12 protein-coding genes are annotated in these 13480 nt (G+C 53.3%); 4 read left to right on the top strand and 8 right to left on the bottom strand.

Translation table 11 applies throughout. The features are described 5' to 3' along the window. Window position 1 precedes the first annotated feature (1 nt). The 8 genes from HMPREF3143_RS01475 to HMPREF3143_RS01440 form a co-directional block, all read right to left on the bottom strand. The gene (locus tag HMPREF3143_RS01475) at window positions 2-1363 is read right to left on the bottom strand and encodes an MFS transporter (protein ID WP_008503326.1); all 1362 of its coding nucleotides are present in this window, start codon (window positions 1361-1363) and stop codon (window positions 2-4) included. A 149-nt stretch (window positions 1364-1512) separates the two neighbouring features. Then, window positions 1513-2400 carry a heme o synthase gene (gene cyoE, locus HMPREF3143_RS01470; RefSeq protein WP_008503325.1) on the bottom strand — a complete coding sequence of 296 codons (888 nt, stop codon included), beginning with the start codon at window positions 2398-2400 and terminating at the stop codon, window positions 1513-1515. A gap of 11 nt (window positions 2401-2411) precedes the next feature. Then, complete coding sequence (locus HMPREF3143_RS01465) at window positions 2412-2738, bottom strand: cytochrome o ubiquinol oxidase subunit IV (RefSeq protein WP_006176899.1); 327 nt, start codon at window positions 2736-2738, stop codon at window positions 2412-2414. Further along, window positions 2738-3352, bottom strand: coding sequence for a cytochrome o ubiquinol oxidase subunit III (locus tag HMPREF3143_RS01460; protein ID WP_008503324.1), 615 nt, complete (start codon window positions 3350-3352; stop codon window positions 2738-2740). Before HMPREF3143_RS01460 ends, HMPREF3143_RS01465 begins: the two co-directional genes overlap by 1 nt. Then, entirely contained in the window at window positions 3342-5333 is a 1992-nt protein-coding gene (cyoB, locus tag HMPREF3143_RS01455; protein WP_008503323.1) for a cytochrome o ubiquinol oxidase subunit I, read from the bottom strand. Before cyoB ends, HMPREF3143_RS01460 begins: the two co-directional genes overlap by 11 nt. 16 nt (window positions 5334-5349) lie before the next feature. Next, on the bottom strand, window positions 5350-6297 hold the full coding sequence (cyoA, locus tag HMPREF3143_RS01450) for a cytochrome o ubiquinol oxidase subunit II (RefSeq protein WP_070531491.1): 948 nt from the start codon (window positions 6295-6297) through the stop codon (window positions 5350-5352). Window positions 6298-6776: 479 nt separating this feature from the next. Then, window positions 6777-8252 (bottom strand): muropeptide MFS transporter AmpG, encoded by a 1476-nt coding sequence (gene ampG, locus HMPREF3143_RS01445; protein WP_023343488.1) that lies wholly within the window; start codon window positions 8250-8252, stop codon window positions 6777-6779. 46 nt (window positions 8253-8298) lie between these two features. Next, window positions 8299-8877 carry a lipoprotein gene (locus HMPREF3143_RS01440; RefSeq protein WP_023310568.1) on the bottom strand — a complete coding sequence of 193 codons (579 nt, stop codon included), beginning with the start codon at window positions 8875-8877 and terminating at the stop codon, window positions 8299-8301. Between the two features lie 305 nt (window positions 8878-9182). On the opposite strand from HMPREF3143_RS01440, the gene bolA reads away from it, so the two are divergent. From bolA to clpX, 4 genes are all read left to right on the top strand, one after another. After that, on the top strand, window positions 9183-9500 hold the full coding sequence (gene bolA, locus HMPREF3143_RS01435; RefSeq protein ID WP_021241655.1) for a transcriptional regulator BolA: 318 nt from the start codon (window positions 9183-9185) through the stop codon (window positions 9498-9500). 330 nt (window positions 9501-9830) lie between these two features. Further along, on the top strand, window positions 9831-11129 hold the full coding sequence (tig, locus tag HMPREF3143_RS01430; RefSeq protein ID WP_008503318.1) for a trigger factor: 1299 nt from the start codon (window positions 9831-9833) through the stop codon (window positions 11127-11129). Window positions 11130-11389: 260 nt separating this feature from the next. After that, a complete protein-coding gene (clpP, locus tag HMPREF3143_RS01425) occupies window positions 11390-12013 on the top strand; it encodes an ATP-dependent Clp endopeptidase proteolytic subunit ClpP (RefSeq protein ID WP_008503317.1) in 624 nt (207 codons plus the stop codon). A gap of 126 nt (window positions 12014-12139) precedes the next feature. Then, window positions 12140-13414 (top strand): ATP-dependent protease ATP-binding subunit ClpX, encoded by a 1275-nt coding sequence (gene clpX, locus HMPREF3143_RS01420; protein ID WP_008503316.1) that lies wholly within the window; start codon window positions 12140-12142, stop codon window positions 13412-13414. Window positions 13415-13480 lie beyond the last annotated feature (66 nt).

The following is a 13480-nucleotide window of genomic DNA, read 5'->3' as shown; positions in this document are numbered from 1 at the left end:
TTCACGCTTTCAGCGCCTGCTCGACCTCAAAGCGGTTGGTCACCTTGCTGTCAATTTTGACGTAAGCGCTGCGCTCTTCGGGAACAATCAGCACCTCCGTGACCCCTTCTTTTGCTTCCAGACGCTGTTTCAGCGCGTCGCTAATCTCCACATCATCCGGGATTTCTACGCGCAGGCTGCTCACGTAGCGCGGCTCTTTCATGGTGCCGGCAACCAGCAGCCAGACTGTCGCCAGCAGCGCGCCCGCGAGAAACACGGTTTGTGAATCAAACAGGCCGTCGACCCAGCCGCCAAGCGAGCCGCCGATCGCCACGCCGAGGAACTGGCTGGTGGAGTAAATACCCATCGCCGTGCCTTTGTAACCGGCGGGGGACTCTTTGCTGATCAGCGACGGCAGCAGGGCTTCCATCAGGTTAAACGCCAGGAAGAACAGCTGTACCCCGGCAATCAGCTCCCAGAAGTGCGGGCCGGCGCCCCAGAGCACGATCTCGGCAATCAGCAGGAGCGCCACGCAGCCCACGAAGACGCGCTTCATTTTGCGCTTCACTTCGGCGTAGATGATGAACGGCACGACGGAGACAAACGAAATCAACATCGTGACCAGATAGATTTTCCAGTGCTCAGCCGCCGGGAAACCCGCTGCGGCAAGCTGGCCGGGAAGGGCGACAAAGGTCGACATCAGCAGAATGTGCAGGCACATAATGCCAAAATTCAGCTTAAGCAGGCGCGGCTCGACAATCACTTTGCTGAAGCAGCCTTTTACCATGCCGGATTCACGGTTCAGAACGTGGTTTTTGCTGTCCGGCACCACCCACAGGGTTAAGGCAATGCCGAGGGTCGCCAGCACGGCAATCATCCAGAACAGGGCGTGCAGGCCGAGCGCATGGGTGATTATCGGGCCCAGCACCATCGCAATCGCAAACGTCACGCCAAAGCTGACGCCGATAAAGGCCATGGCTTTGGTGCGGTTCTGCTCGCGGGTTAAGTCTGACAGCAGCGCCATCACCGCGGCGGCAATCGCGCCGGAGCCCTGCAGGGCGCGGCCAAGAATAATCCCCCAGATGGAGTGGGAGAGGGCGGCAATGACGCTTCCGAGCACAAAGACCAGCAGCCCGCCGACAATCAGCGGTTTGCGGCCCACCCGGTCAGAGAGCAGGCCAAACGGGATCTGGAACACCGCCTGCGCCAGACCATAAATGCCAATGGCGAGGCCAATCAGCGCCTCGCTGGCCCCCTGCAGCGCCATACCGTACGTGGTCAGAACAGGCAGGACCATAAACATGCCAAGCATCCGTAGCGAGAAGACAGTCCCTAAGCCCCAGGTCGCGCGTAGCTCGCCTGGCGTCATTTTATAATCGTTCATTACCACCTCAGTTCAAAAGCAGGCCATAGTGTAGTGCGGGGAAGGGGCGGGGTAAATAAAGGGTTATTTAACAAATATTACATGCGTTATTAATAGATTCGGCGAATAAAAAAGGGTGCCGAAGCACCCCTTTATTTACCTGTTGTGGCTTACCAGACGTAAGTCAGCAGGTTATGTGAATCTGGCACCATGAAGTCCACGGACATCATCACGGACAGCGAGGTGATGGCCACAATCGAGAACACAAACAGCTTGCGCGCCCAGACTTTGTCATCTTCCACTTTGTAACCGCGCAGCGCCATGCCGAGCCACCAGACGCTCACCGCAGCCGCTACCGCCAGATATTTGTATCCAGCGTAACCACCCAGAGAGAGCATCAGCGTTGCCACGGCAAAGGCGATGATGTACAGCGTGATGTGGTTCTTGGCAACGGAGATGCCCTTCACGACCGGCAGAACCGGGATGTTCGCTGCCTGATAATCCTTAAAGCGGAAAATTGCGATGGCATAGGAGTGCGGCATCTGCCACAGGCTAAAGATAGCCAGCAGGATCAGCGCACCGCTGTCGAACTCGTTCGTGACCGCGCAGTAGCCAATCACCGGCGGCGCAGCGCCGGAGAGAGAACCAATCAGCGTGCCGTAGACGGAGTGACGTTTCATATACAGGCTATAGATGCCCACATACACCACGAACCCCATCACCCCCAGCCAGCAGGCCAGCGGGTTAGCACCAAACCACAGCAGCATAAAGCCAGCAATACCCAGCAAGGTGGCGTACACCAGCGAGACGGAAGGGGCGATCAGGCCTTTCACCAGCACCCGATTTTTGGTCCTTTCCATCTTCTTGTCGATATCCATGTCGATGTAGTTGTTAAATACACAACCGGACGCAACAACCAGTGACACACCGACCAGCGTGTAGATAAAGAGGGCGTAATCAATGCTGCCCTTAGAGGCCAGCAGGAACCCTCCGATCACGGAGATCAGGTTGCCAAAGATGATGCCTGGTTTCGTTACTTGCAGGTATTGCTTAAACATACTCGCCGCTCTTAGTGAACCATCATGTTGTAGTTGAGGTTCCACATAATCCAGATGGAACCGACTACCAGGATAGCGATGATAATCACGGTAAAGATAAAGGCGGTCATGTTCCAGCCTTCATCGGACTTGGTGTTCATGTGCAGGAAGCAAACCAGATGCACCAGAATCTGAATCACCGCGGTCACCAGGATTGCTCCCAGGATAACCGGCTTAGACGCAGAACCGCTCATCACCATCCAGAACGGGATCACCGTCAGGATGATCGACAGGATGAAACCTGTCATGTAGGTTTTTACGCTGCCGTGGGAAGCGCCATGATCGTTAGAATGACTCATTACATCGCCCCCATCAGATAGACAACAGAGAACACACAGATCCACACCACGTCCAGGAAGTGCCAGAACAGGCTCAGGCACAGGATACGGGTACGGTTAGTACTGGTCAGGCCGCGACGGGAGATCTGGAACATCAGTACTGCCATCCAGATCAAACCGGAGGTCACGTGCAGACCGTGGGTGCCAACCAGCGCGAAGAACGCGGACAGGAAGCCACTGCGATCCGGGCCGAAGCCTTCCATGATCAGGTGATGGAATTCATAGATTTCCATCCCGATAAATCCAGCACCAAACAACCAGGTCAACGCCAGCCAGGAGACAACCTGGCTCTTGTTGTTTTTGTACATGGCGATAGCCGCCATGCCGTAGGTGATGGAGCTGAATAACAGCAGTGCGGTTTCAACCAGAACGAACGGCAGTTCAAAGATGTCCTTGCCGGTCGGGCCGCCCGCTGTGCCGTTCACCAGAACGGCATAGGTCGCGAACAGACAGCAGAACAGAATGCAGTCGCTCATCAGGTAGATCCAGAAACCGAAGACTTTGGTCGGTCCTGTATCGTGGTGCGCATGTTCATGCGCGTGGGCAGTTGAGTGCGCCAGAGTATCAGTTGCCATTTTTCAGCCCCGCTTTAGAAATCTCGTCGAAATGCTGATTTTCCAGCTTTTCAACTTCACGGACTGGTACGTAGTAGTCCACGTCCTCGTCAAAGCTCTTCACAATCCAGCTGATTACGATGCCAGCAAAGCCAACAATCGCCATCCACCAGATGTGCCAGATCATTGCGAAACCAAATACCGTTGCGAAGGCGGCAATCACGATGCCCGCACCGCTGTTTTTCGGCATATGGATCTCTTCGTAATGAGCAGGTTGCTTGTACGCTTCACCTTTTTCTTTCATTTCCCAGAATGCGTCACGTTCATGAACCTGAGGCACGATGGCAAAGTTATAGAAAGGCGGTGGAGAAGAGGTCGCCCACTCCAGCGTACGGCCACCCCATGGGTCACCGGTCAGGTCACGGTTCTGGTCGCGGTCGCGAATAGACACGTAGAACTGAATCAGCTGAGACGCGATACCACAGGCAATCAGCACGGCACCGCCCGCTGCAACCATCAGCATTGGGTGGAACTGCGGATCAATCTGCTGGCTCAGACGACGGGTCATACCCATGAAGCCCAGCACGTACAGCGGCATAAAGGCGACGAAGAAGCCGATGATCCAGAACCAGAACGCGCGTTTACCCCATTTTTCGTTCAGCGTGAAGCCGAACGCTTTTGGCCACCAGTAGGTTACGCCAGCGAAGCAGCCGAAGACCACGCCACCGATGATAACGTTATGGAAGTGCGCAATCAGGAACAGACTGTTGTGCAGAACGAAGTCAGCACCCGGTACCGCCAGCAGTACGCCGGTCATCCCACCTACGGAGAAGGTCACGATGAAGCCGATGGTCCACAGCATTGCTGAGTGGAACACGATACGGCCCTGATACATGGTGAACAGCCAGTTGAAGATCTTCACCCCGGTCGGGATGGCGATAATCATGGTGGTAATACCGAAGAAGGCGTTTACGTTCGCGCCCGCACCCATGGTGAAGAAGTGGTGCAGCCAAACGATGAACGACAGAACGGTAATACACACGGTTGCCCACACCAGAGAGGTGTAACCAAACAGACGTTTACGCGAGAAGGTTGCCGCGATTTCGGAGAACACACCGAATACAGGCAGAACCAGGATGTAAACTTCCGGGTGACCCCATGCCCAAATCAGGTTGATGTACATCATCATGTTGCCACCCATATCGTTCGTGAAGAAATGGGTGCCCAGGTAGCGGTCCAGGGTCAGCAGCGCGATGGTAACAGTCAGAATTGGGAAGGACGCAATAATCAGGATGTTGGCGCACAGAGATGCCCAGGTAAATACCGGCATCTTGAACATGGTCATGCCAGGGGCACGCATCTTGATAATGGTCACGAAGAAGTTGATACCGGTCAGGGTCGTACCGACACCGGAGAGCTGAAGCGCCCAAATCCAGTAGTCGACGCCAACGCCCGGGCTGTACTCAATTCCTGACAGCGGTGGGTAAGCCAGCCACCCGGTCTGCGCGAATTCGCCCACGCCCAGTGACAGGTTAACCAGAATAACGCCGACAACGGTGAACCAGAAGCTCAGGTTGTTCAGGAACGGGAACGCAACGTCGCGCGCGCCGATTTGCAGCGGAACGACCACGTTCATCAGACCGATAACCAGCGGCATCGCCACGAAGAAGATCATGATAACGCCGTGGGCGGTAAAGATCTGATCGTAGTGGTGCGGTGGCAGGAAGCCGGCTTCACCCGCAGACGCGAGCGCCTGCTGGCTACGCATCATGATCGCATCCGCAAAGCCACGAATTAACATGACGATACCGACGATGCAGTACATGATACCGAGTTTTTTGTGGTCAACCGAAGTCAGCCACTCATTCCACAGGTAGCTCCACTTACCGAAGTAAGTGATCAGGCCAACTAAGGCCGCGCCACCGATGATAATTGCAGCCACCGTAACCATGATAATCGGTTCATGGTAGGGCACTGCATCCAGTGTCAATTTTCCGAACATTTTCTTCCTCGGCCCCTTAGTGAGCGGTTTCCGCGTGGCTCATGTCCATGCCTTCCATACCTTCGTGCGCGCTGTGCTCGCCTTCTGGCTGGGTCATGTCCATGCTCTTGCCGTGATCCATAAATTTGCCAATAACGTCTTTGAACAAATCAGGCTTCACGTTAGAGAAGTACTCCACCTTGTTGTATTCGCTAGGTGCAGCCACTTTTTCGAACGCCGCCATGTCAGACATGGTGTTTGGAGACTGTTTCGCTTTTTCAATCCACTGGTCGAAAGCGGCACGGTCTGGCGTTGCAATAGCTTTGAACTTCATACCTGAGAAGCCCGGGCCGCTATAGCTGGCGGAGATACCATCGTAGGTGCCTGCTTCATTCGCGATCAGATGCAGGTTCGTCTGCATACCGGCCATCGCGTAAATCTGGCTACCCAGACGCGGGATGAAGAAGGAGTTCATTACGGAGTTGGAGGTCACTTTGAACTGAACCGGAGTGTTCGCCGGGAAGGCGATTTCATTCACGGTAGCAATGCCCTGCTCTGGATAGATGAAGAACCATTTCCAGTCCATGGAGACCACTTCAATGGTAATCGGTTTTTCATCGTGAACCAGCGGCTTGCTTGGCTCAAGTGCGTGAGTGGTTTTCCAGGTCAGTACGGCAAGGAACAGGATGATCAGGATAGGTACCGTCCAGACCACAGCTTCCACTTTGTTGGAGTGTGACCAGTTCGGGCTATACTTCGCATCTTTATTGCTCGCACGATACTTCCAGGCGAAACCAACAGCCATCAAAATGGCTGGAATAACCACAATCAACATCAGGCCAAAAGCCGTCAATATCAGTGAACGTTGTTCCAGTCCAATCTGTCCTTTGGGGTCTAGTAGTGCAGAATCACAGCCACTGAGTAATACAGTGCCTGCGAATAATGACAACCATCCCAAACTTTTATTGTATTTCCTGAGTCTCATTTAACGACCTCAATTCCACGGGAGTCTGGTGGCGTTTAAAGTGTGCGGGCATTTTACGGGAAGGTTACATTACTGTAAACATCATTAGGCCTGTGTCAGGAAGGTGTTACCGGGTTCTGCCGCACGTGTCACAAGTGTTGCAAATTATGTCGGTTTTTATGACCGAAGCCGCATGAGATGGGCTTTATAACGAAAGGACCCCCAAGCATACCCTAAAAGGGACAATTGGTATAACCATTGTTAAAAATAAACAAAAAATTAACAATTAATTATCAATAAAAAGACATCTAAAAAACGAAAAATCAAACTATCGCATGCTGAATCGTTTAATGAAAAATAGCGTTTTGGAACCAGAGCCAATAATTTCCAAATCCTATCCCGCACAAAACAACAAATATTTTTTTTAGTCGATGGTGGCTATTTCACCGTTATAATTTCGGTTGGTGATTACAACGGGAAATAACCTTTCGCATTTTTCTTCAGGTCAGCTGCGTTTTACGCAACGCCATGAAATCGAGCAGACCGCCCGTCAGGATCCCAACGATGGCCAGCAGGGCTCCGGCGTCCAGCAGAAGGGCCTCAAACGGGAGCGCCAGTGGTGTGCTGGCATTAATAATGAGCACGATAAGCCAGAGTGCCAGCGCAACGCAGCCCATCATTAACAGACGTAACGCAAAACGGTAGGCGCGGTGATATTCCGTTCGTGGCATAAAGTGTTCGGTCCGCTGGGTATATTCCAGCGTCTGGCGACAGACCAGCAACAATAAAATCCCCGGCACGGCAGCCACGACGGAGAAAAGATAAAACGTTGGCCAACCGTGGGCTTCCACAAACCAGCCGGCAATCGGACCTACGTAAACGCGGCCAACGGCAGAGAGCGCCGAGAGCAGCGCGAACTGCGTGGCGGAAAATGATTTGTTGCACAGGGTCATCAGCAGGGCGACAAAGGCTGCTGTCCCCATACCGCCGCAGAGATTTTCGAAGAACACCGCAGCGGCCATGCTGATCATATGTTTGTCGGTAATCGACAGCAGCCAGTAGCCCGCGTTAGAGGCGCCCTGAAGAATGCCGAAGATCAGCAGTGCGCGGAACAGCGTCAGGCGCTGCATCAGCACGCCACCGTAAAGTGCCCCGACAATGGTCGCAAACAGCCCCAGCGTTTTATTCACTACCCCCACTTCACCAGCGTCAAAACCGACACCGCGGATCAGGAAGGTGGTGGTCAGGCTCATGGCAAAGGCGTCGCCAAGCTTATAAAGGACGATCAGCAGCAGGATCAGCCAGGCGTTGTTGCGGCCAAAGAAGTCGCGCAGCGGTTCCGCCACGGCCTGCTCCAGCGAGCGGGGAACCGGAATAACGTCGCTCGGTTCTGGGGCAAAGAGCGTGGCGATAATGCAGGGGATAAGCAGGGCGGCCATCAGCCAGTACATGCCCTGCCAGCCGAGGTAACGGTCGGCCAGCCACAGCGCCAGCCCGCCGGAGACCAGCATCCCGAGGCGATAGCCCAGCACGCTGATGGCCGCACCGGCACCGCGTTCTTCCGCAGGTAACACGTCCGTCTTCCAGGCGTCGAACACGATATCCTGAGAAGCGGAACAGAAGGCAATGACCACCGCAAGCGCGGCCATCCAGCGCAGCTGCGTGGTGGGCTCAAGAAACCCCATCGCCGCGATGGCCAGCAGCAGCAGGACCTGCGTCATCACCAGCCAGCCGCGGCGACGCCCGAGGAACGGCGGCGTATAGCGATCCATCACCGGCGACCACAGGAACTTGAAGACATAGGCCTGACCGACAAGCGAGAAGAAACCAATGGTTTTGAGATCGATGTTCTCGACCGTCATCCACGCCTGAAGCGTGCCGGAGGTGAGCGCGAGGGGTAAACCCGAGGCAAAGCCGAGGATCAGCAGAATCGCTGATTTCGGTTGCTGGAAAATGCGTAAGTAATGGCTGGACATGTTCTTATAAGACTGACCCGGTGTTACACCGGGTCAGTGAGCAGGATTAACGTGCGTTCTGCTTGATAAAGTCGTGGATGCTGGTGTCCTGCGCCATATCGGCGATGGTATCGGTCAGCACGCTGTTAACGGCGTTAGCAATGTTCTGGTTGGATGCCTGGAACGCACCTTCAACAGAGTAGCTCGCGCGGTAGTTTTTGGTCATCTTGTTGCCATTCTTCGCGGTGGCAATGATGGCGATATCCGCTTTGGTGGCGATGTTGTAGCGCACGTTGCCCTGTGACACGTCAGCGTACAGGTTGTTGACGATGATCTGCAGATCAACCGCACCGCTTGGGCCGATCATATAGCCGCGAGCGGTCATTTGTTTCTCCAGCACTTCCTGCAGCAGGAAGCGCAGGTCACGGGACGCGGTGAGCGTCACCTGCTGGTTATCGCGGGTCACTTTTGCCAGCGCCTGATCCTGACGCTGATCGGCACCGTTAATGCTCACGGTGACGCCCATCAGGCTTGGGTCCTGCTGAGGCAGGGTGATTTTTGGTGAGACATCAATGGTGGTAGGCGGGGTAGCACAGCCTGCCAGCATAAAAAGGGCTACCAATGGAAAGAAGAGTTTTTTTAACATTTTTAAGTTCTCACGAATCGTAAGCATAATAGAGAGAAAAATTGCCGCCATCATAACATCGCCAACGGTCAGGGGAAGTGGTCAACGCATGTAAATTCATCGTCTTGTCTGAAAACTGACCAGCTCACTCATTTTCTCCTTTCACGGATGATAAAAGGTATGAGCCTCACAGTTAACTTCATTCGTTTGAATGAGAAAATCGGACGAAAGCTAAATATTTGTTGTCAATGTGTAATGGAAACGGTAAAAGCGGCTAATATTTAAAGGGATGGGTGACATCCTGGCGTTGTCGGAGGAGTAATTTCATGATGATACGTGAGCATATAGAAGATAAATTAAGGGCAGCGTTCAACCCTGTGTTCCTCGAAGTCGTCGACGAAAGCTATCGTCATAACGTACCGGCAGGTTCTGAAAGCCACTTTAAAGTGGTTCTGGTTAGCGATCGCTTCACGGGAGAACGTTTCCTGAACCGACATCGCTTGATCTACAGCACATTGACGGAAGAGCTCTCCACGACCGTGCATGCGCTGGCACTGCATACCTACACCATTAAGGAATGGGAAGGCTTGCAGGATACGGTTTTCGCATCGCCGCCCTGTCGCGGTGCAGGCACTATCGCCTGATAAATCGGATTTGCAACGGCTGGAGCTTTTCCAGTATGTTGCTTACAGATTTCCTCAAAACGGCCTTCGGGCCGTTTTGTTTTGTCTGAGTTTTGAGCGGATGGTGCGATTTTAAGGCTAAAAATAGCCTTAAAGTGTGAAAAAAGCCGCAGCAACATGCCCCAACCGTTCTCGACTCACCTAAGTGATGCCGCTATAATGCCGCGTCTTATTGAATGTCTTCGGGATGATTCTGGCGACAGGGAATGTGAATCTGCACTAAGAGAGCATCCCGGTATAACAGACAGATTCAGAGTTGACCGAGCACTGTGATTTTTTTGAGGTAACAAGATGCAAGTTTCAGTTGAAACCACTCAAGGCCTTGGCCGCCGTGTAACGATTACTATCGCTGCTGACAGCATCGAAACTGCTGTGAAAAGCGAGCTGGTCAACGTAGCAAAAAAAGTACGTATTGACGGCTTCCGTAAGGGCAAAGTACCAATGAATGTTGTTGCTCAGCGTTATGGCGCTTCCGTGCGTCAGGATGTGCTGGGTGAACTGATGAGCCGCAACTTTATCGATGCGATCATCAAAGAAAAAATCAATCCGGCCGGTGCGCCAAACTACGTTCCAGGCGAATACAAACTGGGCGAAGACTTCACCTACTCCGTAGAGTTTGAAGTGTATCCGGAAGTTGAGCTGAAAGGTCTGGAATCTATCGAAGTTGAAAAACCGATTGTCTCCGTGACTGACGAAGACGTTGACGGCATGCTGGACACCCTGCGTAAGCAGCAGGCGAACTGGAAAGAGAAAGAAGGCGCTGTTGACGCGGAAGACCGCGTAACCATCGACTTCACCGGTTCTGTAGACGGCGAAGAGTTCGAAGGCGGCAAAGCGTCTGACTTCGTACTGGCAATGGGCCAGGGTCGTATGATCCCAGGCTTCGAAGACGGTATCAAAGGCCACAAGGCTGGCGAAGAGTTCACCATCGACGTGACCTTCCCGGAAGAGTACCACGCTGAAAACCTGAAAGGTAAAGCAGCGAAGTTCGTCATCAACCTGAAGAAAGTGGAAGAGCGCGAACTGCCAGAACTGACTGAAGAGTTCATCAAACGTTTCGGCGTGGAAGACGGTTCTGTTGCTGGCCTGCGTACCGAAGTGCGTAAAAACATGGAGCGCGAGCTGAACGGTGCTGTGCGTAACCGCGTGAAGTCTCAGGCGATCGAAGGTCTGGTGAAAGCCAACGAAATCGACGTTCCTGCTGCACTGATCGACAGCGAAATCGACGTTCTGCGCCGTCAGGCTGCACAGCGTTTCGGTGGCAACCAGCAGCAAGCGATGGAACTGCCGCGCGAGCTGTTCGAAGAGCAGGCAAAACGCCGCGTTGTGGTTGGCCTGCTGCTGGGCGAAGTGATTCGTACCCACGAGCTGAAAGCTGACGAAGAGCGTGTGAAAGGCCTGATCGAAGAGATGGCTTCTGCATACGAAGATCCATCAGAAGTGATCGAGTTCTACGGTAAGAACAAAGAGCTGATGGACAACATGCGCAACGTTGCCCTGGAAGAGCAGGCGGTTGAAGCGGTACTGGCGAAAGCGAAAGTGACCGAAAAAGCGACCTCTTTCAACGAACTGATGAACCAGCAGGCGTAATTTCGCCCCAACGGTTTAAAGTTTGAACAGAAAACCCGTTGCCTTGCGGCAGCGGGTTTTTTTTATCGCAGCCAGAGCCCAGGAAGAGTGCTAAAACGCCCTTTCGGTGTTAGCGTAACAACAAAAGGTTGTTATGCTTGAAATAGGGCACTGTGAACCCCATAAGTACGTAATCATGATGAATGAGACTGGCTGATAATCCGTCCGTAAGGTTACAATCAGTACAGCAGGTGTTTTCAATTTTGATCCAGGAGACGGAAATGTCATACAGTGGCGAACGAGATAACTTTGCACCCCATATGGCTCTGGTGCCAATGGTTATTGAACAGACCTCACGTGGTGAGCGTTCTTTTGATATCTATTCCCGTCTGCTCAAGGAACGCGTTATCTTTCTGACCGGCCAGGTGGAAGACCACATGGCTAACCTGATCGTGGCGCAGATGCTGTTTCTGGAAGCGGAAAACCCGGAAAAAGACATTTACCTGTACATTAACTCCCCGGGTGGCGTGATTACCGCAGGGATGTCCATTTATGACACCATGCAATTCATCAAACCGGATGTCAGCACGATCTGTATGGGTCAGGCCGCATCTATGGGCGCGTTCCTGTTAACCGCAGGGGCGAAGGGTAAGCGATTCTGCTTGCCGAATTCCCGCGTGATGATTCACCAGCCGCTGGGCGGTTACCAGGGGCAGGCGACGGATATCGAAATCCACGCCCGCGAAATCCTGAAAGTAAAAGCGCGCATGAATGAACTTATGGCGCAGCATACGGGTCAACCTCTCGAGCAGATCGAGCGCGATACCGAGCGCGATCGCTTCCTCTCTGCTTCAGAGGCAGTTGAGTACGGCTTAGTCGACTCCGTGTTGACCCATCGTAATTGATGCCCGCGACGCGAGTGTGCCGCTATACTAAGGTAGGGCGGCACGCTGCTTGATGCAGCTTGCGTCTTAGAATGGCATTTGCGTCGTCATGTGCGGCACAAAGAACTTAAAAAGAGGTTTGGACTCATGACAGATAAACGCAAAGATGGTTCGGGCAAACTGCTGTACTGCTCTTTTTGCGGCAAAAGCCAGCATGAAGTGCGTAAACTGATTGCCGGGCCGTCCGTGTATATCTGCGACGAATGCGTCGATTTATGTAACGACATCATTCGCGAAGAGATTAAAGAAGTCGCACCGCACCGTGAGCGCAGCGCGCTGCCAACGCCGCATGAAATTCGTCATCACCTTGACGACTACGTCATCGGCCAGGAGCAGGCCAAGAAAGTGCTGGCGGTAGCGGTCTATAACCACTACAAACGCCTGCGTAACGGCGATACCAGCAATGGCGTGGAACTGGGTAAAAGTAACATTCTGCTGATCGGCCCAACCGGTTCCGGTAAAACGCTGCTGGCTGAAACCCTGGCGCGTCTGCTTGATGTTCCGTTCACCATGGCGGATGCCACCACCCTGACCGAAGCCGGTTACGTGGGTGAGGACGTCGAAAACATCATCCAAAAACTGCTGCAGAAGTGCGATTACGACGTACAGAAAGCCCAGCGCGGGATTGTTTACATCGATGAGATCGACAAGATCTCCCGTAAATCCGACAACCCGTCCATCACTCGTGACGTATCGGGTGAAGGCGTACAGCAGGCACTGCTGAAGCTGATCGAAGGTACGGTTGCTGCCGTTCCGCCACAGGGTGGTCGTAAACATCCGCAGCAGGAGTTCCTGCAGGTTGATACCTCCAAGATCCTGTTCATCTGTGGCGGTGCCTTTGCTGGCCTGGATAAAGTTATCTCTCACCGTGTCGAAACCGGCTCCGGCATTGGTTTTGGCGCAACGGTGAAATCCACATCCGAAAAACCGAACGAAGGCGAGCTCCTGGCACAGGTTGAACCAGAAGATCTGATCAAATTCGGCCTGATCCCTGAATTCATCGGTCGTCTGCCGGTTGTGGCTACGCTGAATGAGCTGAGTGAAGAGGCGCTGATCCAGATCCTGAAAGAGCCGAAAAATGCGCTGACCAAGCAGTATCAGGCGCTGTTCAATCTGGAAGGGGTTGATCTGGAATTCCGCGACGAAGCGCTGGATGCGATTGCCAAAAAAGCAATGAGCCGCAAAACCGGCGCGCGTGGCCTGCGTTCTATCGTTGAAGCGGCACTGCTCGACACCATGTACGATCTGCCGTCGATGGAAGACGTTGAGAAAGTGGTGATTGACGAGTCGGTCATCAGCGGTCAAACCAAACCGCTGCTGATTTACGGCAAACCGGAAGCCCAGCAGGCATCTGGCGAATAATTCACCAAATCATACAAGCAATTAATCAAAAAGGGGGGATTTTATCTCCCCTTTACTTTTTCCGTA

This window comes from Enterobacter sp. HMSC16D10 (assembly GCF_001807145.1).
In the GTDB taxonomy this organism is placed as follows: domain Bacteria; phylum Pseudomonadota; class Gammaproteobacteria; order Enterobacterales; family Enterobacteriaceae; genus Enterobacter; species Enterobacter roggenkampii.
This window is presented reverse-complemented; position numbering and strand designations above follow the sequence as displayed.